This window comes from Saccharopolyspora sp. MMCC62 (assembly GCF_057736575.1).
The window spans coordinates 50,312-73,107 of sequence record NZ_JBYKCM010000002.1 but is presented as its reverse complement, the minus strand read 5'-3'; the positions used below and the strand labels follow the sequence as shown (position 1 = coordinate 73,107).

Annotated in this window: 21 protein-coding genes; 6 read left to right on the top strand and 15 right to left on the bottom strand. The window is 72.0% G+C overall.

All coding sequences use genetic code 11. The features are described 5' to 3' along the window. Nucleotides 1–28 precede the first annotated feature (28 nt). From AC29IT_RS04475 to AC29IT_RS04450, 6 genes are all read right to left on the bottom strand, one after another. Entirely contained in the window at nucleotides 29–280 is a 252-nt protein-coding gene (locus AC29IT_RS04475) for a hypothetical protein (RefSeq protein ID WP_488217959.1), read from the bottom strand. 1 nt (nucleotide 281) lies between these two features. Continuing rightward, nucleotides 282–542: a hypothetical protein gene (locus AC29IT_RS04470; RefSeq protein ID WP_224956612.1), complete on the bottom strand. Its 261-nt coding sequence runs from the start codon at nucleotides 540–542 to the stop codon at nucleotides 282–284. A 178-nt stretch (nucleotides 543–720) separates the two neighbouring features. Beyond that, complete coding sequence (locus AC29IT_RS04465) at nucleotides 721–1,563, bottom strand: hypothetical protein (protein WP_358432646.1); 843 nt, start codon at nucleotides 1,561–1,563, stop codon at nucleotides 721–723. A gap of 215 nt (nucleotides 1,564–1,778) precedes the next feature. Further along, entirely contained in the window at nucleotides 1,779–2,813 is a 1,035-nt protein-coding gene (locus AC29IT_RS04460) for a DUF2382 domain-containing protein (RefSeq protein ID WP_488217958.1), read from the bottom strand. 253 nt (nucleotides 2,814–3,066) lie between these two features. Further along, a complete protein-coding gene (locus tag AC29IT_RS04455) occupies nucleotides 3,067–3,870 on the bottom strand; it encodes a lysophospholipase (RefSeq protein WP_488217957.1) in 804 nt (267 codons plus the stop codon). A 132-nt stretch (nucleotides 3,871–4,002) separates the two neighbouring features. Continuing rightward, complete coding sequence (locus AC29IT_RS04450) at nucleotides 4,003–4,707, bottom strand: DUF4232 domain-containing protein (RefSeq protein WP_488217956.1); 705 nt, start codon at nucleotides 4,705–4,707, stop codon at nucleotides 4,003–4,005. A gap of 485 nt (nucleotides 4,708–5,192) precedes the next feature. Between AC29IT_RS04450 and AC29IT_RS04445 the strand changes: the two genes are divergently transcribed. Next, a complete protein-coding gene (locus AC29IT_RS04445; protein WP_358432654.1) occupies nucleotides 5,193–5,984 on the top strand; it encodes a GH25 family lysozyme in 792 nt (263 codons plus the stop codon). A 67-nt stretch (nucleotides 5,985–6,051) separates the two neighbouring features. On the opposite strand, the gene AC29IT_RS04440 is transcribed toward AC29IT_RS04445, so the two are convergent. Then, nucleotides 6,052–7,146, bottom strand: coding sequence for a copper resistance D family protein (locus AC29IT_RS04440; protein ID WP_488217955.1), 1,095 nt, complete (start codon nucleotides 7,144–7,146; stop codon nucleotides 6,052–6,054). A gap of 996 nt (nucleotides 7,147–8,142) precedes the next feature. Here AC29IT_RS04440 and AC29IT_RS04435 point away from each other — a divergent pair. From AC29IT_RS04435 to AC29IT_RS04420, 4 genes are all read left to right on the top strand, one after another. Next, nucleotides 8,143–9,078 carry a DMT family protein gene (locus tag AC29IT_RS04435; protein ID WP_488217954.1) on the top strand — a complete coding sequence of 312 codons (936 nt, stop codon included), beginning with the start codon at nucleotides 8,143–8,145 and terminating at the stop codon, nucleotides 9,076–9,078. Beyond that, complete coding sequence (locus AC29IT_RS04430) at nucleotides 9,075–10,313, top strand: glycosyltransferase (RefSeq protein ID WP_488217953.1); 1,239 nt, start codon at nucleotides 9,075–9,077, stop codon at nucleotides 10,311–10,313. The genes AC29IT_RS04435 and AC29IT_RS04430 overlap by 4 nt, the downstream gene beginning before the upstream one ends. Before the next feature lie 75 nt (nucleotides 10,314–10,388). Next, nucleotides 10,389–11,324: an alpha/beta fold hydrolase gene (locus AC29IT_RS04425; protein WP_488217952.1), complete on the top strand. Its 936-nt coding sequence runs from the start codon at nucleotides 10,389–10,391 to the stop codon at nucleotides 11,322–11,324. Then, nucleotides 11,321–12,664 carry a glycosyltransferase family 4 protein gene (locus AC29IT_RS04420; RefSeq protein WP_488217951.1) on the top strand — a complete coding sequence of 448 codons (1,344 nt, stop codon included), beginning with the start codon at nucleotides 11,321–11,323 and terminating at the stop codon, nucleotides 12,662–12,664. The genes AC29IT_RS04425 and AC29IT_RS04420 overlap by 4 nt, the downstream gene beginning before the upstream one ends. Here the strand turns inward: AC29IT_RS04420 and AC29IT_RS04415 are convergent. From AC29IT_RS04415 to AC29IT_RS04395, 5 genes are all read right to left on the bottom strand, one after another. Next, nucleotides 12,656–13,081 carry a peptidase inhibitor family I36 protein gene (locus AC29IT_RS04415; protein ID WP_358432668.1) on the bottom strand — a complete coding sequence of 142 codons (426 nt, stop codon included), beginning with the start codon at nucleotides 13,079–13,081 and terminating at the stop codon, nucleotides 12,656–12,658. The two genes, AC29IT_RS04420 and AC29IT_RS04415, sit on opposite strands and share 9 nt — an antisense overlap. 184 nt (nucleotides 13,082–13,265) lie before the next feature. Beyond that, a complete protein-coding gene (locus AC29IT_RS04410) occupies nucleotides 13,266–14,087 on the bottom strand; it encodes an IclR family transcriptional regulator (protein WP_488217950.1) in 822 nt (273 codons plus the stop codon). Nucleotides 14,088–14,092: 5 nt separating this feature from the next. Continuing rightward, on the bottom strand, nucleotides 14,093–14,803 hold the full coding sequence (locus AC29IT_RS04405; RefSeq protein WP_358432672.1) for an iron-sulfur cluster assembly protein: 711 nt from the start codon (nucleotides 14,801–14,803) through the stop codon (nucleotides 14,093–14,095). After that, nucleotides 14,803–15,852 (bottom strand): amidohydrolase family protein, encoded by a 1,050-nt coding sequence (locus AC29IT_RS04400; protein WP_488217949.1) that lies wholly within the window; start codon nucleotides 15,850–15,852, stop codon nucleotides 14,803–14,805. Before AC29IT_RS04400 ends, AC29IT_RS04405 begins: the two co-directional genes overlap by 1 nt. A gap of 24 nt (nucleotides 15,853–15,876) precedes the next feature. Next, on the bottom strand, nucleotides 15,877–16,905 hold the full coding sequence (locus AC29IT_RS04395) for an NAD(P)-dependent alcohol dehydrogenase (protein ID WP_258343508.1): 1,029 nt from the start codon (nucleotides 16,903–16,905) through the stop codon (nucleotides 15,877–15,879). 246 nt (nucleotides 16,906–17,151) lie between these two features. Here AC29IT_RS04395 and AC29IT_RS04390 point away from each other — a divergent pair, with 246 nt between their 5' ends. Continuing rightward, nucleotides 17,152–18,807 (top strand): FAD-binding dehydrogenase, encoded by a 1,656-nt coding sequence (locus AC29IT_RS04390; RefSeq protein WP_488217948.1) that lies wholly within the window; start codon nucleotides 17,152–17,154, stop codon nucleotides 18,805–18,807. A gap of 658 nt (nucleotides 18,808–19,465) precedes the next feature. Here the strand turns inward: AC29IT_RS04390 and AC29IT_RS04385 are convergent. The 3 genes from AC29IT_RS04385 to AC29IT_RS04375 form a co-directional block, all read right to left on the bottom strand. Next, entirely contained in the window at nucleotides 19,466–19,828 is a 363-nt protein-coding gene (locus AC29IT_RS04385) for an SH3 domain-containing protein (RefSeq protein ID WP_358432678.1), read from the bottom strand. Nucleotides 19,829–20,492: 664 nt separating this feature from the next. Then, a complete protein-coding gene (locus AC29IT_RS04380; RefSeq protein WP_488217947.1) occupies nucleotides 20,493–22,121 on the bottom strand; it encodes a solute symporter family protein in 1,629 nt (542 codons plus the stop codon). Beyond that, the gene (locus AC29IT_RS04375) at nucleotides 22,118–22,564 is read right to left on the bottom strand and encodes a DUF485 domain-containing protein (RefSeq protein ID WP_488217946.1); all 447 of its coding nucleotides are present in this window, start codon (nucleotides 22,562–22,564) and stop codon (nucleotides 22,118–22,120) included. The genes AC29IT_RS04380 and AC29IT_RS04375 overlap by 4 nt, the downstream gene beginning before the upstream one ends. Nucleotides 22,565–22,796: the final 232 nt, after the last annotated feature.

The window sequence follows — 22,796 nt, the reverse complement described above, 5'->3', positions numbered from 1 at the left end:
GCCGGGGGCGGCCCGCTCGGCAGCCGGCTCACAGCCGCATCGCGAACGCGCGCAACGCCTCGACCACGTGCGTGATCGACTCCAGCGTGCGTTCCAGCCCGTCGTCGGCGCGGCGCAGATCCGCGGGCACCACCGTCTCCGGGTTGTCCGGATCCAGCCGGGCCAGCGCCGCCTGCGTCTCCGACAGCGAACGCCTGCCCGTGGACAGCTGCCGCCGCGCCTCGTCCAGCTTCGCCTCGGTGGCGCGCACCGCGGCGAGCAGTTCGGTCAGCGACGACACGTCACAACCGCCCAGCCCAGCTCTCGGCCGAGTCGATGCTGCTGCGAATCGTGCCGCCCACCATCCGCAGGTTCTCCGTCGCCTCCACCAGCATGTTGCGGGCCATCAGGATCTCGTCCTGCCCGCTGCCCTGGATGGCCTGGGTCAGCATGTTCTGCGCCTCGTCCAACGCGGAATGGGCCTGCTGGAGCGCGCCTATCGCCTCGTCGGCCTTCTGCTTGGCATGAGCAACTCCACTGCGAACATCGTCCACGCTCGCCATCTGCAGCCAACCTCCGGAGGGAGCTGATCGGGGTACGTCGATCCACAAGTTAGCGCCCGCCACTAGCCCGTTCGCGGGCAGGGCGGACGATGTTGATCAGAGGCGGCGACCGCACCGAAGACCCTCCGCGCGGCGCCGCGGCGACGGCGGCGGACCTCCCCGGACGATCTCCACCCGGTCATCCCGCGGGCTGCCGCTCCGCCGCACCGGGAACCGGTACGACCGCGCTCAGCTCCACCGCGGCGATCCCCGACGGCGGGGTCGGAGCCGCCGACCACCGGGAGTTCGCCGACCGTTCACGCACCTGCAACCTGGACCAGCCGCCACCGCCCAGCACGCGCACCGCGTCCCGCACGATGTCGGCCGGCTCGCCCAGCGCCGGGCCGAGGTCGAGCACGATCCGCACCATCGGTGGTCGTTCCGTCCAGTCCACGATCGTCGACGTCCGGGACAACCGGCTCGCCAGCGCGCGGGCCGGCCACTCCGCGCCCGACTTCCGCTCGGTGACCACGTCCACCAGCAGCTCCAGCCGCGGCCGCGGCCTGCCGTGCTCGTCCAGCGCGTCCAGGACCGGTTCCGGTTCCGGCGCGGGTTCGTCCGGATCGTCCGCCGCCGGGCCGAAACCGGCTCCGGGCAGCACCGAACCGGCCCACGCCTCCACCAGCACCCGCTCGCCACCGGCCACCAGGTCGGCGAGCAGCTCGGGCTCGTCCAGCACCGTCCACGCCGTCGGCGGCTCGCACGCCACCCGCAGCCCGGTGTAGCCGGGCCCCAGCTCGCGCAGGAAGTTCCGCACCGCGCGCGCCAGCGCCGCCGGACCGGGCGACTCGCCCGGCTCCCCTGCGGAGCGCCCGATCGTCACCGACCAGCAGCCCGGCTCCTCGTCGGAGCAGTCCCCGGATTCCACGATCCGGCCACCGACCCGGCGCAGCAGCCCGCGGCACGCGTCGCGTGCGGAACGGTCGTCGTCGGCGCCCACGACAACGGTGATGAGCAGTTCTAGCCCGGAGTTCTCAACCATCGCCGGGGCATTCTCCCGCATCCGGCACCCCGGGACGAAGGGTTGATCAGGTGAACCACGTCGCCGTCCGGCTCACCGGTGGCGGCCCGGCCGACCCGGACGGCGGCCGCCGAACCGTCCGGACGGGTGGCCGGGGCGTCCGTTCGCACCCGCCCGGACGGACGACGGCCCCGCCGCCCGAGGAGGACGGCGGGGCCGGTGCGTGCGGTGGGGCGTCAGCGGTCGCCCGAACCGCCCTTCTCGTCGGAGCGCTCGTGCTTGCCGCCGCCGGTGCGGTCCTGCACGTCGAACCGCTCCCGGCGCACCTCGTCCTGCACCGTGCGCTCCTCGGTGACCAGCTCGGTGCGCAGCCGCAGCCGCTCCACCGGCACCGTCTCCTTGCTGACCATCGGGCGGTCCTCGTGCAGCACGACCTCCTGCTCGTCCTCACCGAGCGAACCGGACTTGCCCATCGAGCCGCGATCCGACTCGGCGATCGGCTCCCGCTCGATGCGCACCTCCTCGTGGCTGATCGGCACCGTGACGGTCTGCTGCTCGGTCACCACGTACTTGCGGACCCGGACCCGGCCGGTCTCGATCTGCTCGGTGTCGACGCGCAGCCGCTCCTCGGAGCGGGTCATCGACGTCATGCCCGCGGCATCCCCCGCCGCGCCCGCCGTGGCCGAGCCGGACGCGGTCCGGCCGCTCGAACCCGTCGTGGCCGTGCCGCCCTTGCCGGAACCGGAGGTCGTCGTGCCGGTCTTGGCGGTGTCCTGCTCGGTGGCGCCGGTCGCGGTGCGGCCCCCGGCCATCGCCGCGCCGCCCGCGGCAGCGCCGCCGGCCGCCATGCCACCCGCCGCCGAGCCGGACCCGCCGGAGCCGGTCTCGGTCGTGCCGGACTCGGTGGTGCCGCTCTGCTGGTGCGGCACGTCCCGCTGCTGCGGCGAGGCCGACCCGCGGGCGAGCCCGTAGTAGTCGTAGAGGTCGTGCCCCTCCTTGTCGGACAGGTGGCCCTGCTCGGCGTCGACGCGCGGAGCGTCGCGCACCTTCTCCTTGGTCACCCCGACGTTGATGCCCTTCTCGCCGCGTTCGGCGCCGGACAGCGGGACGAAGCTCTCCTTCGTGCCGAACAGCCCGGTGCGGACCGTCACCCACTCCGGCTGGTGGTCGGCGTCGTCGACGTAAACGTTGCCGACCCGGCCGATCCGGTCACCTTCCCGGTCGTACACCTCGCTGCCGATGAGGTCCTGTGCACGCTTGACGTCCTTCATGACTACCGCCTCACTCGTCTGCTGGGATCGCAGCCCGGGCTCGTCGCTTCGGCCGGGACGTCGCGCAGCCCGGCCTTCGTGCGGTGCCGCGTACACCCGTGGTGCCCTGCTCGATTCGTCCGCAATCGGCGCCGCTGCCCACTTCGCTCATGTGGGTGAGCATCGGGTGAGGCTCGGCCGGGTGATGGCGCGGTTCGTCGTAGCGGTGCGTGCGAGGGAGTAGTAGCAGTCAGGCTGACGAGTGATCGCCGGTTCAGGTGTTGAGCTCGCGACCCACGAAGGTCAGCACCTCGTCCACGACCTCGGCGCGATTGGTCTCGTTGAACAGCTCGTGCCGCGCGCCCGGGTAGATGTGCTCGTGGAAGTCCTGCCCGCGCACCCGGTCGATGCCGGTGCGCGTGTCGGCCTCCGGCACCAGCTCGTCCTCCTCGCCGTGCACCCACAGCGTCGGCACCCGCAGCACCGGACCGTCGTTCACCGCCTCCAGGCAGCGGTCGATCATGTTCAACGTGCCGCGCTTGAACGAGCCGTGCCACACCAGCGGATCCGCCTCGTAGGCCCGGCCCACCTCCGGGTCGCGGGACAGCGTCGACGGGTCGATCGGCGCCTGCGGGATCTCGTCGCACTCCAACAGGTCCAGCACGTGCCACGTGCCGAGCACCGGGCTGGACAGCACCACCGCGGCCAGCTCGTCCTGGTGCTCCTGCGCGAACCGCACCGCGAACAACCCGCCCAGCGAGTGCCCGACCAGCACCACCGGCAGCTCCGGGTACCGGTCCGAGACCTCGCGGCGCACCGCCTCCACGTCGGCGACCACCTGGTCGGCATCGCCGATCAGCACCCGCTCACCGGGGGATTCGCCGTGCCCCACCAGGTCCGGTGCCACCACCAGCGCCCGCGCCGCCACCAGCTGCTCGGCGAGCCACTGGTACCGGCCGGAATGCTCGCCGTAGCCGTGCACCAGCAGCGCGATCCAGCCGGGGGCGCGCCCCGACCACTCGCGCACGAACAGCTCGCCCTGCGAACCCCCGACGGACCGCTGAATAGCCTCGATCATGGTTCCCACCCCAGCACAACCGCTCCGGCAAGACCAGCACCCGCGATGAGCCTGTCACCTGCTCGTTCCGCGACAGTGCCCGGCGCCTGCGGCACCGGGCACTCCGTCCGTCCCGAGTTCGGGGACGGGAGATCAGGCGTGGTACGCGCTGTTGCCGATCGAGCCGAACCCGCACACGGAACCCATGCCCCAGCTGATCGTCAGCGGGTCCTCCTCGTCGGGCGGGGTGACCAGGGCGCGCGCCGGTTCCGGCTGGCACGGGCCCTGCTCGGACTCGCCCTCGTGCGGGACCGCGGTCCAGTGCAGCGTGGAGCTCGCCGACTCGCCGGGAGCCAGCCGCACCACCTGCGGGCCGGGGTTCGGGGTGCGCTCCAGCTTCGTCGGCAGTTCCTCGCCGCCCGCGCCGAGCAGCTGCATGCCGCCGTAGCCGTAGAGCGTGCAGGTCTCGCCGCTGGTGTTGGTCAGCTTCAGCTCCGCGTACCGCTGGCCCGCGCCGGCGTCGCCGTCGCCGACCGCGCCGGACAGCTGCGAGGTGTGGCAGCGCTCCACCTGGCTGCGCGGTTCCGCCGCGGCCTGGCCGGAGGAGTCGGGCCGGCTGTTGGCGGCGGTCGACGGGTCGGCGTCGGTGGTCTCCGCGGGGGCGGGCTGCGCCTCCGACGGGGTCGGCTGCGGGATGGTCGAAGCCGGGGCGTCCGCGGTCGACGCCACCTGCCCGCCCGGTGCACCGCAACCGCTGAGCAGCGCCGCGCCCAGGGCCACGGCCGCCAGCGGCCCGATCTTCAGGCCCGCCCGGGTCACCACGCCCGGCTTCCTGGTGTCCAGTCGTTGCGAGAACATGGTCGCCCACCTCCATCGGCCGCCTCGTACGGCCCGTCGTCGTATCCGGTCCGCTGTTCTGAAGACGTTCGGCGCCACGGGTGGTTGCACGTCTTGCCCGGTCCGGGCGGAGTTCCCCCGGATGGAGGGTGCCGCCGTGCGAGCCGCTCCCACTCTGCCGCCACCCGGTCGGGTCCGCGACCCGCGCGCCCGAGCATGATCGAATTCTGGGGCCGTGCGCAGGCGACATGATCGCTTTGGCGAAAACAGGACCGATCGGGTGGAGCTCTTGACCTGAACGGCGGAACTCGATGATCGTTGACCTTCGATACGTTGGCTGTGAGAACTGTCCCCGGCCGGCAGCGAAGATCGTTCCTCGCTTTCGGAAGAAATGCCGGCGCCGGGGTCGGCGGAACAGACCGAAGACCGAGACGAGACCGCCGATCCGGTTCGTGCGCCGCGACTCGCGCACCGGGCCGCATCCGGTGAAGTGAGGGGGTTCGGGGATGGCGAGCATTCCAGGAATCGATGTCGCGCGATATCAAGGAGAACCGGACTGGGCCGCGGTGCGCGGCGCCGGATTCGCCTTCACCTACATCAAGGCGACCGAAGGCGTCGGCTATGTGAGCCCGACGCTGGATTCGCAACTCGGCGGAGCCCGCGGGGCAGGCCTGGTGACCGGGCTGTACCACTTCGCCCGGCCGGACACGAACTCGCCGCAGGCCGAGGCCGCGGACTTCGCGGGTCAGCTGGCCCGCACCGGCGCGGCGGGCCCGGGGAACCTGCCGCCGTGCCTGGACATGGAGACCGAGGCCGCCGACCTCGGCGCGTGGATCAAGGGCTTCGTCGACGCGCTGCGCGGGCACACCGGCCGCAACGAGGTCGTCGTCTACGCCTCGTCCACGTGGTTCAGCGACAAGCTGGCCACCGACTCGTGGGTCGACCCCGGCGTGTTCCTGTGGGTCGCGCACTACGGCCGTCCCGCCGGGCAGCCGGGCTTCCTCACCGACCGGGTCGCGATCCACCAGCACGCCTCGGACGGCAAGGTGCCGGGCATCGCCGGGGACACCGACCTGAACGTGTCGCTGGTGGACCTGCCGGTGCTGACCGGTGGCGCAGAGGCGCCGCCCGCTCCGCCCGCCCCGCCCGCGCCCGAGACCTACGTGGTGCAGCCGGGGGACACGCTGTCCGGGATCGGCGCGAAGGTCGGCGTGGGCTGGCAGTCGATCGCCCAGGCCAACGGGATCACCGACCCGAACCTGATCTACGTCGGCCAGGTGCTGCGCATCCCGCGCTGATCCACCTCGGGTGCACGGCCCGTTCGACCTGCGTGGCTGGTCGGGCGGGCCGTTCTCCTGCGCACGGTCAGGTGAGGACGGGGGCGCGGGCCAGCACCGCGCCCAGCCCGTAGGCCACGCCCATCACGCCCAGCTCCACCGCGGCCCAGGTGATCAGCGCGGTGCGCCGGTGGCGTTCGACGAGCGGCAGCAGCCGGAACCGGGCGTGCCCGCCCAGCGCGGCCAGCAGCCCCAGCAGCACCGCCTTGAGCAGCACGATCCGGCCGTACCCGGTGCCGGTCAGGCCGTCCAGCCCGGCGCCCGCCGCGGTCAGCTCGGTGATCCCGTTGAACACCCCGGACACCGCGACCAGCGCGATCGCGCCGGTGGCCAGCTTCGAATAGCGCGGCAGCGTGCTCGCCAGCAGACCGCGGCGCGGGGCGACGAACGCGGTGATCGCGGCCAGCCCGCCCGCCCACACGGCGGCGGCGAGCACGTGCAGCTGCACCGAGACCATGCTCAGGTTGTGGTACTCCCAGTCGACGGCGTGCCCGGTCAGCGGCATCGGCAGCAGGCCGAGCAGCGCGAGCACCGCGCCCAGGTCGTCGGTGAGCCGGTCGGCACCGCTCCCGCGGGCATCGCGGACGACTCCGGTGAGGCCGAGCGCCGCGCAGCCCGCGGCGCAGGCGGCGCTCAACGCCAGCGCGGCCCCGGCCGGAACTCCGGTGACGTACCCGGCCACGTCCTCCGCGGTCGGGGTGCCCCCGGAGAGCTCGGCGGTGTACAGCCCTAGCAGCAGCAGCGAGCACGCCAGCCAGCTCAGTGCGGTGATCACGGAGATCCGCCGGGTCAGCGCGAACAGCCTGCGCGCGTGGGCGCCGCGATCCGGCACCAGCCGGGGCAGCAGGACCAGCCCGACGGTGGCGACGGCGGCGACGTCCAGCAGCGCCCGGACGACCGGGGCGCCGTAGCGCACTGCGGGATCCACCAGTCCGGGGACCTCGCCGGAGCCGATGTGCACCGTCGCCGCCCACGCGGCGGCCGCGGCCACCAGCGCGGGGGCCACGAGCAGCGTCGGCGTGCTGCTCGCCCAGCGGCGGAGGCCGGTGCCCGCGCGGCGGGCCGGTGCGGACGCGCGACCCGTGGAATCGCGTTCGGGGTCGGTTCCGGTGTCGGCGGGCATCGCAGCATCGTCCCACCCCCGGTGGCGTCCGCGGTGCGGTCCGAGGCTCGCCGGGAACGGTTCAGCGTGTTGGTCCGATCACGATTCCCCGCCGGAATAGTTGATCTTGAATGCGTGATCGTCGCCCGCTGGCGTGCGTTTATTCCTACGGCGTAACGATTTGCGCGGTTCGGACGCGCCCTGGCGGCCGCGGGGGAAACCGCTGTTCGTTGTGTTGCTGACAAGCGTCTCAGGGGTCTTGTTCTACAGTCGTGCACGTGGATCTAGCGGGCGGTAATGAGTGGGCGGGGTATGTGGCGCGTACCCCGCCGCTGCTCGTGCCCGCGGATTCACCGGAGGCGCACGGGGCGGCGCGCCGGAACGTGCACTGCCTGCGTTCATCCGTTCACGGCACGCATTCTCAATATCCGGTTCGAGGCTTCCGCGGGGCGCCCGCGCGTTTCCCGCGCGCGGGCCGTTCGCGGCTATTCGCCGATTGTTTCCCCGCGGGTTCTCGGGGAGCTGGAAGTCTTATCGAGTGGCCGGGCGTCGTGGGCCGGGGTGCTCCGGGTGATCCCTTGCTCGGAACGGGTGGCGCCGGGGTGGAGCGCCCGTTGTTGCGGCGTTCGGACGAATCGGGGCCCGCTGTCCAGGACGAACCGGCCGAATCGGCGGAAGTGCGCCCGGGTACGAGCGGGCCGGGGCCATCATGGGGTGGTCGGGTCCGGAATGGCGGGGCCGAGCGGGCCCGGTCCGCCGGGCGAACCGGATCAGGGAAATTGAGGGTGTGCCCCGATGCGGGGCGAGCCCGCGATGCGCGAGATTGAGCGGCGTGGACGAACAGCACGGGCTGCCTGCGGCGGCAGCGACCAGGGGTGGAACCGGTGGCCGTCCGCTCGCGGGCGGCGTCACCGGTGGTGCGCGCCTCGTCGCGCACCGCGATGGACCCGCCGAGTTCGCGCCGGGGGCCTGCGCGGGAGATGACCGGCAGGTGAGCTTCGTGGAGCGGGGTGCGCGGTGAACACACTCGCGGTGGCGCTGGCCGCGCTGGGCGCGTGCGGATACGCCGTCGGCGCCCGGCTGCAGCACGGCGCGGTGCAGGACGCGATCGGCGACGACGGGCTGAAGGTGCGCAGCCAGGTGCGGTTGCTGCGCAACCACCGATGGCTGCTGGGGCTGCTGGCGCTGGGCAGCGGAGCGCTGCTGCACGCCTGCGCGCTGGGACTGGCGCCGCTGAGCGTGGTGCAGCCGGTCGGGGTGCTGGCGCTGCCGATCACCGTGCTGCTCAACGCGCGCCAGCAGGGCATCCGCACGCGCGACCTCAACGTGCACGTGGTGCTCTCGGTGCTGGCCGCGACCGGTGGCGTCGCGGCGTTCGTGTTCCTCGCTGCGGGCAGCGCGACCTCCACGCCGGTACTCCCGGACGACCAGCTGCTCGCCACCCAGCTGGTGGCGGGCGCGGTGCTGGCGCTGGGAGTGGTCGGCCTGCTCACCAGGTCGAAGGTTCGCTGCATGGCGTACGCCGCGGGCTGCGCCGTCGCGTACGGGTTGGTCTCGCTGCTGGTGCGGGCGCTGGTCCAGCAGTTCGGCAGCGAACCGCTGCTGAACATCAACCCGCTGCCGCTGGTCGTGATCGTGGTGGCGATGGTGGTGGGCGGCTGGCTGCTGCAGCACGGGTACGCGAGCGGCCCGCCCGATCTGGTGGTGGCCTGCCTGACCGTGATCGACCCGTTGGTGGCGGTGGGCCTGGGCATCGGGCTGCTGGGTGAGGCCGACGCCGTGGACGGTGCGACCGCGATCGGTGAGCTGCTGTGCGCCGTGATCGCCTGCGCAGGCGTGTTCGCGCTCGCGCGGCACCACCCGGACACCCAAGATCGGCGAGTGCAAGCAACCGCGGCCGGCGACGGCGAGGCCGACGTTCGGCGGATACGTTCTGACGGGAGTTCAACTTGACTTCGCAACCGTTCGGCGGAGATCGGCTGCGCATCGTGATCGGCGCGGTGATGTACCCGCCCGAGGTGAACGGTGCGGCGAACTTCGGCCACCGGCTCGCGACCGGGCTGGCCCGCCGCGGCCACGACGTGCACGTGATCTGCCACTCGGTGGACCGCAACGAGAGCACCTGCGTCGAGGACGGCGTGACGGTGCACCGGGTCGCGTCCTACCGCACGCCGGCGCACCCGACGTTCCGGGCCTGCCCGCCGTGGCAGGCCTCGTCGGTCGCCGACCGGTTGCTGCGCGAGATCCAGCCGGACATCGTGCACGTCCAGTCGCACTTCTTCATCGGGCGCGGCCTGATCAACGCGGCGCGCCGCCAGGGCATCGGGCTGATCGCCACCAACCACTTCATGCCGGAGAACATCTTCGGCTACGTGCGCATCCCGCGGGCCCTGCAGAAGGCCGGTGCGTGGCTGCTCTGGCACAACCTGATCAAGCACTACGGCAAGGCGCAGCTGGTCACCGCGCCCACGCCGCGCGCGGTGCAGCTGCTGCAGGACAACGGGTTCTCCCGCCCCGCGGTGCCGGTGTCCTGCGGGATCGACGTGGGCCGGTACCGCCGCCGGGCGCAGGAGCTGCGCAAGCAGGACCCGGACCCCGCTACCCGCACCGTGCTGTTCGTCGGCAGGCTCGACGAGGAGAAGCACATCGACGACCTGCTGCGGGCGATGGCGCTGCTCAAGACCGAGCACGCCACCCGGCTGGAGATCGTCGGGGACGGCAGCTGCCGCGAGCCGCTGGCCGAACTCGCGGCCGAGCTCGGCATCGCCGACCGGGTCCACTTCGCCGGCCTGGTCGACGAGGAGGAGCTGCTCGACGCCTACGCCAGGGCGGACCTGTTCTGCATGCCGAGCATCGCCGAACTGCAGAGCCTCGCCACGATGGAGGCGATGTCCGCGGTCACCCCGGTGGTGCTGGCCGACGCGATGGCGCTGCCGCACCTGGTCGAGGCGGGCGAGAACGGCTGGCTGTACCCGCCGCGGGACGTGCACGCTTTGGCGCACGCCATCGACGACGTGCTCGCGGATCGTGCCACCATCGACCGGATGGGCGCCGCGGGAGAGCGGCTGGTCAGCGGCAAGCACGACATCGACGCGGTGCTGGCCCGCTTCGAATCGATCTACCGGCACGCGCTCGCGCACGACGACGGGGCGACTCCGGTGGAGCTGCCCGCCGAGCTGGCCAGCTGAGGCGCCGCCGTGAGCAGCAGACCATCGCCGGCGAGAACGGGGCCGTCCGAACCGGAACCGCGGTCCGAGTCGCAGGTGGCGCGGATCCAGGGTTCCGACCTGCACTTCTGGACCTACCGATCGCGCACTCCCGGCGACGTGCCGGGGCGGCCGGAAGGCCCGGAGCAGCAGGGTTCTGAGCAGCAGGAGGGCTCCGAGCAGCCCGCGGGCTCGGTGGATGCGGGAGCGGATCCGCTGGTCGTGCTGGTGCACGGCCTGCGCGGCACCCACCACGGGCTGGAGCCGATCGTGGCCCGGCTGCACCGCGGCACCGCCGTCGTCCCCGATCTGCCGGGGTTCGGCGACTCCGGGCCGATGACCGGGCGCGCGCACGACGTGCCCGGCTACGCCGACGCGATCATCGAGCTCATCGAGCACCTCGGTGGCCGCGAGCGGCCGGTGGTGCTGCTCGGGCACTCCTTCGGTTCGGTGGTGGCCGCGCACGTCGCCTCCCGTGATCCGGAACTGGTGGAACGGTTGGTGCTGGTCAACCCGATCTCGACTCCCGCGCTGCGGGGGCCGCGGGTGGTGCTGTCCAAGCTGACCTCGCTGTACTACGCCCTGGGCACGGCGCTGCCGTCGCGGCTGGGGCGAGCGCTGCTGGCGAACCGGCTGGTGGTGTGGGGCACCGGGCTGGTGATGCTGCGCAGCCGCGACCCGGAGGTGCGGCGGTTCGTGCACGACAGCCACCGGCGCCACTTCTCCCGCTTCCACAGCCCGGCGCTGCTCGCCGAGACCTACGAGGCCTCGGTGACCGGCACGGTGGCCGACTACCGCGCAGCGCTGGCGATGCCGACGCTGCTGATCGCGGGGGAGACCGACGACATCGCCCCGCTGGCCGGGCAGCGCGAACTCGTCGCGGGCCTGCCGGACGCGGAGCTGGTGGTGATCCCGGAGGTCGGGCACCTCGTGCACTACGAGACGCCTGCCGCCGCCGCGGCCGCGATCGATCGCTTCCTGGGAGAGCAATGACCGCCCGTCCTACTGATCCGGCGGAGCCGACCGGCCCGGCGGAGACCGCCGAACCGGCCGGGACCGCCGAACCCGGCACCGCCGAACCCAGCACCGCCGAACCCAGCACTGCCGAATCCGGCACGACCGACACCGGCACCGGGACGACCGGTTCGTTAGGTCACGTCGGCTCCGACGAGTCCCGCGAACCGGCGGAGCCCGCAGGCGGGCGGCCCGCGCGGGTGTTCGTGGACGCCCGGTGGACCCGCGTCGACGCGCACGACGGGATCAGCCGGTTCGGCGCCGAGCTGATCCGCGCGCTGCACGCCCTGCACCCGGTGACGATGCTGATCCACGACCGGCGCCAGCTCGCGCTGCTGCCCGCGGAGGTGCCGCACGTCAAGATCAACAGTCCGTTCTCGGTGCGCGAGCTGTCCCTGGCGAGCAGGCTGCACGCGCTGGGCGCGGACGTGGTGTTCAGCCCCATGCAGGTGATCGGCGGGTTCGGCCGCCGGTACCGGCTGGTGCTCACGCTGCACGACCTCATCTACTACCGGCACCCGGAACCGCCCGGTTTCCTGCCGCTGCCGGTGCGGGCGATCTGGCGGCTGTACCACCGCGCCTACTGGCCGCAGCGGCTGCTGCTGAACCGGGCGGACTCGGTCGTCACGGTCAGCGAGACGACCGCGCGGCTCATCCGCCGCCACCGCCTCACCCGGCGGCCGGTGACGGTGGTGCCGAACGCGCCGTCCGGCCTGCCGGAGCCCGTCGATGCCGAGCACGTCCCGGCCGGCCAGGTCCGCGAACTCGTCTACATGGGCTCGTTCATGCCCTACAAGGACGTCGAGACGCTGATCGCGGGGATGGGTTCGCTGCCCGGGTACCGCCTGCACCTGCTGAGCCGGATCGCGCCCGCCAGGGAGGCGGAGCTGCGCGCGCTGGTACCCGCCGGTTCGGACGTGGTGTTCTGGAACGGCATCGACGAGGACGCGTACCGGACGCTGCTGCGCGGGGCGGCGGCGCTGGTGACGGCCTCGCGGGACGAGGGCTTCGGGTTGCCGATCATCGAGGCGATGCATGCCGGAACTCCTGTCGTGTGCAGCGATCTGGAGATCTTCCGCGAGGTGACCGGTGGTCACGCGCGGTTCTTCCCGGTGGGGGACGTCGCGGCCTTCGCCGCGGCGGTGCGCGAGGTGGACGATCCGGAGCAGCGCGCCGAGCTGGTGCGCGGCGGCTGCGAGCAGGCCGACCTGTTCACCTGGGACCGGTCGGCGCGGCGGTTGCTGCGCGTGCTGGTGCCGGGTGCGGCGGGGGCGGCCGGGTCGGCGGGCGGTGCGCCCGCCGACACCGGGTCAGCGTGACCAGATCTTGATCGCCCGCGGCACGTAGTCGGACCGCGGCGCGTGCGAACCGGACGGGTAGGTCGCGAAGTCGGCGTGCGTGTCGCAGTCCGGGTCCTGGTACACCGTGACGGGTTTCCCGGTCTGGTTGGCGAAGGACTTCACCTCCGGTTCCGCCGGGAGCGCGACGCACTCCTCCACGGCGGTCGCACGCAGCTCGGCGCGGTGTGGTTCGCCCTGGAGTTCGACGTGCGGGTAGGCGCAGAACGCGCCGTCCTGGCAGGGGATCGGTGTCGCGGGCCCCGCGTTCGCGGCTCCGCCGAGCCCGCCGAGCGCGATGCCGAGCGCGAGGAGCGGGGTCAGCGCGGAACGTGCCCTGGTCCACAGTGGACGGTTTCGGCGACGCGGCTCCGAGATCGTGGTGGCGGCAGCGGACATGCTGGATCTCCTTTCACGGCAAGGGAAAATCGGAAGAGGTGTCCTGTCGGCCCAAGACGTGGCCCGGACTGAACCCAGATTCCCGAAACCGCGATCAGAGCGCCAGCACTTCAGCTGGATACACCCCGACCGAGTGGATTTCCGGCCTGCCGCCCGGAAAGGACGGCAGGCCGGAAGATCCCGCTCACCCGCGCGGCCGGCTCACCAGCGCACGCGTCACCCGCACCGCGCCCTGCCGCACCGCGCGCTCGACGGCCCAGCGCCGAGCGCGGAACTCCGCGATCGGCAACGAGATCGCCACCGACGCGGTCACGCAGCCCGCCGGGTCGAACACCGGCGAGGCCATGCACGCCAGGCCCGGCTGGAACTCCGCGATCTCCAAGGCGATCTGCGACTGCCGCACGTGCGCGAGGTGCTCTTCCAGCGCCTCCCTGGTGCGGATCGTGGACGGCGTGCACGGCGTCATCCCGGCCTGGTCCAGGTAGCGCCCGCGCTGCTGCTGCTCCATCGCCGCCAGCATGATCTTGCCGAAGGCGGTGGCGTGCGAGGCCTGGTGGAACCCCACGTCCAGCGGCTGCACCCGCGGACGCCGGTCCGAGTCCTCCACGTGCGCGATGACCACCTCGGTGTCCCGGTAGATCGCGTAGTACGCGGCGGCGTCCGCGTGCTGGTGCAACCGGCGGATCGCCGCGGCGATCTCCGGCGGCACCGCGAGCTGCCGGGACAGCGCCTGCCCGAGGAAGCGCGCCTTGTAGCCCAGCGCGAACACCTTCTGCTCGGTCAGGTGCACCACGTGACCGGCCTCCACCAGCGTCGTCAGCAGGTGGTACGTCGTCGGCAGGGTCAGGTCCAGCTGAGCGGCGAGGGACTTCGCGCTCACCCCGCACGGGGAATCCGCGATCGCCTCCAGCACCCGCAGCGCACGGCCCACCGACTGCAACGTCCCCGTCGGCGCCTTGGCGCCGTTGTGCCGCGGGTTCCGCCCGCCGGTGGGCAGCGCGTCCATGCTCCTCAATGTAGGCGAGGCCGGGCGGTTTCCCCGCCTGGCCCGTACCGGGTGTCGAGCAGGCCACGACACCAGCCGGCGTTGCCCTCGATGCTGACCCGCGTGGTGCGGGCGAACCGCAGCCGCGCCGACAACCCCTCGACGGGCACCGGAGCACCCTCGTCGTCGACGAGCAGCGGAGCCTCCGGTCCGGACGGCAGGCCCAGCTGGCCCCGCCGCCTGCGCAACCGGTCCAGCGCGGGGCTCGGCGGCAGCTCGCCGATCCGGACCCGCACCAGCTGCTCCAGCTCGGTGCCCGAACGCAGCAGCTGCTGGGCAACCTGCTCCTGGTAGGCCAGGTGCGCTTTGCGCAGGAACGTGCTGCGCAGCTCTTCCAGCTCACCGGCGGCCAGCCCGGGGAACGCGGCGTCGAAACCGTCCCCGGCAGCCACTCCCGCGTTGATCTCTTCGGACGCGAAGTGGTCCAGCAGCCGCACCCGCACCCGCCGCACCCAGGGCAGCTCGGCCACCGCGTCGTGCGCGTCGGCGACCATCAAATAGGCGAAGTTCGGCGCGCAGAAGTAGGTCGGCAACCGCAGGTCGACCTGCACGTCCGCGCGGTCCACCGCCACCCGCGACACGAACTCCAGCTCGGTGACCGGCTGGTCCAGCTCCGGGTCGAGCACCGCGTCCAGCGCCCGCCACACCTCGGTCTCCAGGTCCACGGCCGCGGTCATCACGACATCACCTCCTGGTTCAGCTCGGAGGCCACCGGTTCGCGGCCGGCCGGGACCTGGGGCTCGGCGGCGCGCATCTCCGCGGGCACCTCGATGTCGTACAGCCGCGCCGCGTTCAGGCCGAGGATCTTGCGCTTCGCGTCGGTGGTCAGCACCCCGTACTCGTCCTGCATGTCCTCCGGGATCTGGAAGTCCACGAACTGCTCCACCAGCCACTTCGGCGTCCAGATCGCGTAGTCGCTGGAGAAGGTGATCCGGTTCTCGTCCAGCCAGAACAGCAGTTCACCGATGATCTGCGCGAAGTAGCGCGGCCGGTGGTGCATGAACGCCATCGCCACCGCGAGTCCGCCGTAGACGTTGGGCTCCTGGGTGGCGATCCAGCAGAAGTCCTCCAGCCGCGGCAGCCCCACGTGCTCCACGATGAAGTTCAGCTCCGGGAACGCCGAGGCCACGTCGTCGACGTCGGCCACGTCGAACGCGTCCCGGTTCAGCGGGTAGATCGTCGGTCCCTTGTGGATGTGGATGTTGCGGATGCCCAGCTCCTGGCACTTCTCCAGGTAGCGGTAGGCCCACGGGTCGGTCAGCTTCCAGCCCTTGGACTCGCCCTTCCACTCCGCGGTGTAGAGCTTGGTGCCCTTGAGCTGCCAGCGCTCCGCGAGCCGTTCCAGCGCGCCCAGACCGGCCTCGCCGTCCCGCGGGTCCCAGCCGCCGTTCACGATGAACTTGTCCGGGTGCTTCTCCGCGAGCGCGCCGTCCTGCTCGGTGGTGTTGAAGCCGTTGACGAAGAAGTCGGTGAGGTAGGTCGGCTGGAAGATGGCCTTGTCGACGTACCCGACCTCGAACAGGTCGTGGAGGATCTTCTCCTCGCTCTGCTTCTGGAACTGCTCGTGCGTCCAGATCTCCGACTCCGGGCTCAGGTTCCGGTGGTAGTCGAAGAAGCAGTTCAGGAAGCCCTCGCCGTAGCGGTTGGCCTGGTTGGCCGGCGTCCCGTCCCACGCGTGGATGTGGCTGTCGACGATGAAGTACTTCGTTCCGTCCTTCTCATACATGGCGAACCTCCGTGGTGGGGCGGGTCAGGGGACGAGGATGGCGCGGCCGCCGGGGATGCGGCCCGAATCGAGGTCGTCGAGCGCGTCCAGCGCGGCGTCCAGCGGGTAGGTGCGGGTGCGCAGCGAGACCTTGCCCTGCGCGGTGAGCGTCATCAGCTCGTCGAGGTCCAGGTACGAGCCGACGAGGTTGCCGACCACGTTGATCTCGCGGGAGATGACGTCGATGGTCGGCACGTCGAGCCTGCCGCCGTAGCCGATGACGAAGTACGACCCGGCGTCCCGGGTCATCGCGATGCCGTCCGCCTCGGTGCCGTTCTCGCCGACGAAGTCGAGCACCACCTCGGCGCCCTTCCCGCCGGTGATGTCGCGGACCGCGTCGACCTGGCCGCCGTCGGCCCGGACCGCGTGGTGCGCGCCGAGCTGCTCGGCCAGCCGCAGCGCCTCCGGGGAGCGGTCCACCACGGTGATCTCGGCGGGGGTCAGCGCCACCAGGGACTGCAGCCCGATGTGGCCGAGCCCGCCCGCGCCGATCACCACCACGTGGGCACCGGGGTGCAGCAGCGGCACCGCCTTGCGCACCGCGTGGTACGCGGTGAGCCCGGCGTCGGCGAGCGCCGCCACCTCGGCGGGTTCCAGCCCGTCGTCGAGCTTCACCACCGAGCGGGCGTTCGTGCGCAGCAGCTCCGCCATGCCCCCGTCGGTGTCGATGCCGGGGAACAGCGAGTTCTCGCAGTGCACGTCGTCCCCGCCGCGGCACGGGCGGCACAGCCCGCAGGTCACCAGCGGGTGCAGGATGACCTTGTCGCCGGGGCGTACGTTGCTCACCGCGCTGCCGACCTCGCGGACGGTGCCCGCGTTCTCGTGCCCGATGACGTAGGGCAGCGCGACGCCGCTCTTGTCGGCCCACTGCCCTTCGATGATGTGCAGGTCGGTGCGGCACACACCCGCCGCCCCGACTTCGACCAGCACGTCCAGCGGTTCCCGCACGGCCGGATCGGGAACCGATTCGACCACGGGTCTCTCGCCGTAGGCGTGCACTCTGACCGCTCGCAACGCGGACTCCTCTCCGTTGAGCTGTGTCCTGGTTCACAGGCTTGCCGGAGCGTCCCGCCGCGTGGAAGAGCCGTTGTCAGATGCTGATAACCGCATGCGTCCGACCCGGCGGGGGAAGGTCCTTGAGCGGTTCAGCGCAATCGCGGCCGCCGGATGCGAGAGCGGGCCTCCGCGGACTGGCGTCGGGGGCGGCCCGGCGGCCTATAGTTCGCAGAGCTTCCGACCGAGTGAGCAAAGGAGTCGCTGGTGGCGTTCGACGCCGATGTCATCGTGGTGGGGGCCGGGCTCGCCGGCCTGGTCGCGACCGCGGAGCTGGCCGACGCAGGTCGCCGCGTGCTGCTGCTCGACCAGGAGCCGGCGGCCTCGCTGGGCGGGCAGGCGCACTGGTCGTTCGGCGGCCTGTTCCTGGTGGACTCCCCGGAGCAGCGCAGGCTCGGCGTGCGGGACTCGCACGAACTGGCCTGGCAGGACTGGCAGGGCACCGCCGGGTTCGACCGCGACGACGACCACTGGCCGCGCCGCTGGGCCGAGGCGTACGTGGACTTCGCCGCCGGGGAGAAGCGGTCCTGGCTGCGCGAGCAGGGGTTGTCGCTGTTCCCGCTGGTGCAGTGGGCCGAGCGCGGCGGATCGCTGGCCACCGGGCACGGCAACTCGGTGCCGCGTTTCCACGTCACCTGGGGGACCGGGCCCGGCGTGCTGGAGCCGTTCCTGCGCCGGGTGCGCGCCGCCGAGGAGCGCGGCCGGGTGGAAGTGCGCTTCCGGCACCGCGTCACCGGGCTGACCACCACCGGAGGTGCGGTGGACGGGGTGCGCGGCGAGGTGCTGGAACCCAGCGGGGTCTCCCGCGGCCAGCGCAGCTCCCGGACCGCGATCGGCGAGTTCGACCTGCGCGCGCAGGCCGTCGTGGTCACCTCCGGCGGCATCGGCGCGAACCTGGACCTGGTGCGGCGCAACTGGCCCGCGCGGCTCGGCCCCGCCCCCGCGAAGATGATCGCCGGAGTGCCCGACCACGTGGACGGGCGGATGCTGGAGGTCGTCGGGGACAGCGGTGGCCGCATCATCAACTCCGACCGGATGTGGCACTACACCGAAGGAATCCGCAACTACGGTCCGGTGTGGACCGACCACGGCATCCGCATCCTGCCGGGACCGTCGTCGTTCTGGATCGACGCGCTCGGCCGCAGGTTGCCGCCGCCGCTGTTCCCCGGCGCGGACACGCTGGCGACCTTGGCGCACATCGGTTCCACCGGCCACGACCACACCTGGTTCGTGCTCAACCGGCGCATCATCAGCCGCGAGTTCGCGCTGTCCGGTTCGGAGCAGAACCCCGACCTCACCGGGCGCAGCATCGGCGAGGTGCTCGCCCGCGGCGGCGAGGTGACGCCGGGCCCGGTCGCCGAGTTCGTCAAGCGCGGCGCCGACTTCGTCACCCGCCGCACGCTGCCCGAGCTGGTGCGCGGCATGAACGAGCTGACCGGTACCGACCTGATCGACGCCGAGCAGCTGGAACGCGACATCGTGGCCCGGGACCGGCAGGTCACCTCCGGGCTGGGCAAGGACGCGCAGGTGTCGCTGATCCGCGCCGCCCGGCACTACAGCGTGGACCGGCTGGTCCGGGTCGCCCCGCCGCACCGGCTGCTGGACCCGGCGGCCGGGCCGCTGGTGGCGGTGCGGCTGTCGCTGCTGACTCGCAAGACCCTCGGCGGGGTCGAGACGGACTTGGACGCGCGGGTGCTCGGCGCGGGCGGTGCGCCGCTGCCGGGGCTGTACGCGGCCGGTGAGGTGGCCGGGTTCGGCGGCGGTGGCATGCACGGGTACCGCTCGCTGGAGGGGACCTTCCTCGGGGGCTGCCTGTTCTCGGGGCGCGCCGCCGGACGGGCGGCCGCGCGGGCGACCGCTTGACCGGGTACCGCCTGACCGGGCGACCGCCTGACCGGGCGACCGCTTGACCGGTGGGCCGCCTGACCGGGCGACCGGTGGACCGCCTGACCGGTGCCGCTCCTGCGAGTGGTGGCCCGTCCGCGCCCGCGCGAGCGGACGTCCGACGTGGCCCGTCCGCGCCCGCGATCGGCCTGGACAGGGCGCCGACGTGGGGCCGCCCGACCAGGCCGGTCCGCGCGAGCGATCCGATCGAGCCGGTCACCGCGGGTGCCCTCCCGGCTGGAGCTCGCCGCGCAGGTGGCAGCCTGACGAGGACCGTTCGCGCAGGTAGGCCGCCCGACACCCGGAGCGTCCCCGCATGGGGCCGCCCGGCACCGGGACCGTCCGTGCTGGTGGCCGCCCGACCACGACCGTCCCGCGGGTAGGCCGCCCGATACCGGACCGTTCGTGCCGGTGGTCGCCTGACCAGGACTTTTCGCGCAGGTGACAGCCCGCCCAGGGCCATCCGGACGAGTGGTCGCCCGACCAGGACCGTTCGCGCAGGTGATAGCCCAGCCAGGACCGTTCGTGCAGGTGATAGCCAGCCCGGGACCTTCCGCGCAGGTGGCGGCCCGACCGGGCTCTGCGCGGGTGGTCGCCGGATCGGGCGGCAGCCGGCGCGACCGAAGCCGGTCGGCCGTCACAGGAAGCAGGAGCTGACGTACCCGGTGACCCGGGTGCGCCGGTCCAGCACCTGCCACCACGTGTGCTGCGCGCCGCCGTCCGGGCAGGTCACCCGCTCGCCGTCGACTTCGCGGCGCTGCACCAGCCGGTCGCCCGGGTTGCCGACGCCGAGCACCACCGAGGAAGTGCCGGGACCGGCCCGCAGGTTCACCCCGGGGACTCGGAAGTCCTCGGCGCGGTCGGTCCCGGCGTCCCTGCTGAGCTCGGCCAGCCGGTGGCCGAATTCGAACACGAAGTGCGCGACCCCCGCGCCCAGTCCGTGCACTTGCAGCACCATTGCGGCGATTCCCGCCAGCACGGCGTTCCGGATCGTGTGCATGATTTTCCCCCTGGCTCCCGCGGCCGGGTCGAACTCCGGGCGGGAGTTTCGCGAACAGATCGTTCCGACGTTTCCCCTTGGTCGAACAATCAACGCGCCGTTCATCTTATCGGCCGCGGCGGGGGTGCCGGGAGTGTCCGATCGTGTGCTTCGGGGAATGGTCCGGCCGTGCGCCGAATTCCGAAAAGAATTCGCGCCCGGACATCGGTGCGCGATCGCGATTGCTGCATCAGTGTCCACGATCCGGTGAAGTGAAGCGCGCGGTTCACCGCTGAGTCACCAACTCGGGCCGGCGGTTAAGCTGCCCGCGAAAGCGGCGGCATTCCGGCGGGCCAGCGCGGAACCGGTGCCGCCGGATCGGAGTGGACCGGAGGAATCGATGGCGGATGCGGATCCCTGGGACGGTTTGGCCGTTCCCGCGGGGTTGTGCCGGTACTGCGAGCACCCGTCGCTGAACCGGACGCGACGCGGTGTCACGTACATGCGGTGCACCCGCGCCGGATGGGATGAGCGGATTCCCCGCTATCCGGGGCTGCCGGTCGCGGAATGCGTCGGATTCGAACCCCGCGCGGGCGCCTGACGACCGCTCCGGGGGAAAGCCCGGGGCTCCGAGCGGCGCGGACGCTCCCGGAGCCGCACCTCCGGACGCGTCCGCGCGAGCGCATCAGCCCTTGTCCGCGCCGATCCCGGTGAGCGCGCGGACCTCCATCTCGTCCTGCTTGTCCGCGTCCGGTTTCTCGGTGCTGAGCAGCGTGCCGATCGCGGCGAACAGGAACGAGATCGGGATGGACACGATGCCGGGGTTGCGCAGCGGGAACAGCGCGAAGTCCATCCCCGGGAAGATCGAGTCCGGGGCTCCCGAGACCACCGGGGACAGCACGACCAGCACCAGGCAGGACGCCAGTCCGCTGTAGATCCCCCACAGCGTTCCCGCGGTGTTGAACCGCCGCCAGAACAGCGAGTACAGCAGCGTGGACAGGTTCGCCGAGGCCGCGAACGCGAAGGCCAGCCCTACCAGGAACGCGATGTTCTGCCCGTTGACGGCGATGCCGCCCAGGATGGACACCCCGCCGATGCCCAGCGCCGTGTAGCGCGCGACCCGCACGACCCGGTCGGAATCGGCGTTGCCGTCCTTGATCAGGTTCGCGTAGATGTCGTGCGCGAACGAGGCCGACGCGGTCAGGGTGAGCCCGGCGACCACGGCGAGGATGGTCGCGAACGCGACGGCGGCCACGATGCCGAGCAGGAAGGTGCCGCCCACCTCGTACGCCAGCAGCGGCGCCGCGGAGTTCTCGCCGCCGGGGGCGTCCAGGATGGTCGGGGTGCCGACCAGCGCGGCGGCGCCGAACCCGATGATCAGGGTGCACAGGTAGAACGCGGACATCGTCCACACCGCCCACACCACCGAGCGGCGGGCCTCCTTCGCGTTCGGGACCGTGTAGAAGCGCATCAGCACGTGCGGCAGCCCGCCCACGCCCAGCACCAGGGCCAGCGACAGCGAGACGAAGTCCAGCCTGGTCATGGCGGACAGCCCGTACTGCACGCCCGGGGCGAAGATGTCCCGCCCGTTCGGGTTGTTCTCGGCGGCGTAGACCAGCAGCTTCGACGGGTTGTAGCCGAACTTCCCGATCAGGAAGATCGTCATCATCCCGACGCAGAGGAACAGCAGCCCGGCCTTCACGATCTGCACCCAGGTGGTGCCCTTCATGCCGCCGACCAGCACGTACAGCACCATGATGACGCCGACGACGGCGATCACGATCGCCTGGCCGCCGGTGCTGTGCACGTCGAGCAGCAGGGCGACGAGGCCGCCGGCCCCGGCCATCTGCGCGATCATGTAGACGAAGGTGATGGCCAGCGTGGAGACCGCGGCCGCGGCCCGCACCGGGCGCTTGCGCATCCGGAAGCTGAGCACGTCGCCCATGGTGAACCGGCCGGTGTTGCGCATCCGCTCGGCGATGAGCAGCAGGTTGATCAGCCAGGCGACCAGGAAGCCGATCGAGTACAGGAAGCCGTCGTAGCCGTGCACCGCGATGGCGCCGGCGATGCCGAGGAACGAGGCGGCGGAGAGGAAGTCGCCGGACAGCGCCATGCCGTTCTGCGCGCCGGTGAACGAGCCACCTGCGGCGAAGTAGTCGGCGGTGGTGCTGCGCCTGCTGCTGACGCGGTAGACGAGGAACAGCGTGATCAGCACGAACCCGGCGAAGATCGCGGTGTTCACGGCGGGGCCGTCGGCGGGCAGCAGCGAGTCGTCGGAGGAGTCGCGGGCGGCGAGGACGAGGGCGTGGTTCATCGCCGGTCACCGTCCGTTGCGGCGGCGGGGGAGGCGTCCACTTCGGCGCGGAGTTCCTCGACGAGGGGGTCGATGGACCGCTCGGCGAACCGGACGTAAGCGGTGGTGATGAGCACTGTGGACACGAATTGCCCGATTCCGAGCAGCAGTCCGATGTTGATCAAGCCGAGCACGGGGGTGGCCATCAGCTCGGTCTGGTAGGCCGCGAGCAGGACGTATCCGAGATACCAGAGGAGGAATAACGCGGTCATCGGAAATACGAACCGGACCACCCTGCGGCGCAGGGCGTGGAATTCGGCGCTCGCCGCGATAGTCCGATAATCGGGGCCGGTTCGCTGCGCGATGGCGGTGGTGCGCTCGATTCCGGCGAAGGGTTTCGGGGTTTGTCGCCGGGCGCGGTGTTGGGGGTACACGCGGATTAGGGTTTGAGAGGCGTCGCTCATGCTTCCTTCCCGGAAGTTCTCTGGTTCGGGTCGGTCGGAACTCGGGGGACCCGGTGGATGCGATGTCGAAGCTCAGCGGCGGCGAAGTTAACCACCTCTCCGACGCAATTGGGAAGAGATGTCGCCACACAGGATGACGAGTCAATCACTTAGCGTGACGAACGGGGGTGTCTCAGGCGCCTCGTGACACGTCCGGTTGAACTTCGACCACGCGGCTGCACGCCGCGGCGAA

Bases quoted from the DNA above. Each gene is read 5' to 3' on its own strand.
- AC29IT_RS04470 (WP_224956612.1), bottom strand. From the start codon at position 542: ATGGCGAGCGTGGACGATGTTCGCAGTGGAGTTGCTCATGCCAAGCAG.
- AC29IT_RS04465 (WP_358432646.1), bottom strand. From the start codon at position 1,563: ATGGTTGAGAACTCCGGGCTAGAACTGCTCATCACCGTTGTCGTGGGC.
- AC29IT_RS04460 (WP_488217958.1), bottom strand. From the start codon at position 2,813: ATGAAGGACGTCAAGCGTGCACAGGACCTCATCGGCAGCGAGGTGTAC.
- AC29IT_RS04455 (WP_488217957.1), bottom strand. From the start codon at position 3,870: ATGATCGAGGCTATTCAGCGGTCCGTCGGGGGTTCGCAGGGCGAGCTG.
- AC29IT_RS04450 (WP_488217956.1), bottom strand. From the start codon at position 4,707: ATGTTCTCGCAACGACTGGACACCAGGAAGCCGGGCGTGGTGACCCGG.
- AC29IT_RS04445 (WP_358432654.1), top strand. From the start codon at position 5,193: ATGGCGAGCATTCCAGGAATCGATGTCGCGCGATATCAAGGAGAACCG.
- AC29IT_RS04440 (WP_488217955.1), bottom strand. From the start codon at position 7,146: ATGCCCGCCGACACCGGAACCGACCCCGAACGCGATTCCACGGGTCGC.
- AC29IT_RS04420 (WP_488217951.1), top strand. From the start codon at position 11,321: ATGACCGCCCGTCCTACTGATCCGGCGGAGCCGACCGGCCCGGCGGAG.
- AC29IT_RS04415 (WP_358432668.1), bottom strand. From the start codon at position 13,081: ATGTCCGCTGCCGCCACCACGATCTCGGAGCCGCGTCGCCGAAACCGT.
- AC29IT_RS04410 (WP_488217950.1), bottom strand. From the start codon at position 14,087: ATGGACGCGCTGCCCACCGGCGGGCGGAACCCGCGGCACAACGGCGCC.
- AC29IT_RS04405 (WP_358432672.1), bottom strand. From the start codon at position 14,803: ATGACCGCGGCCGTGGACCTGGAGACCGAGGTGTGGCGGGCGCTGGAC.
- AC29IT_RS04400 (WP_488217949.1), bottom strand. From the start codon at position 15,852: ATGTATGAGAAGGACGGAACGAAGTACTTCATCGTCGACAGCCACATC.
- AC29IT_RS04385 (WP_358432678.1), bottom strand. From the start codon at position 19,828: ATGCACACGATCCGGAACGCCGTGCTGGCGGGAATCGCCGCAATGGTG.
- AC29IT_RS04380 (WP_488217947.1), bottom strand. From the start codon at position 22,121: ATGAACCACGCCCTCGTCCTCGCCGCCCGCGACTCCTCCGACGACTCG.
- AC29IT_RS04375 (WP_488217946.1), bottom strand. From the start codon at position 22,564: ATGAGCGACGCCTCTCAAACCCTAATCCGCGTGTACCCCCAACACCGC.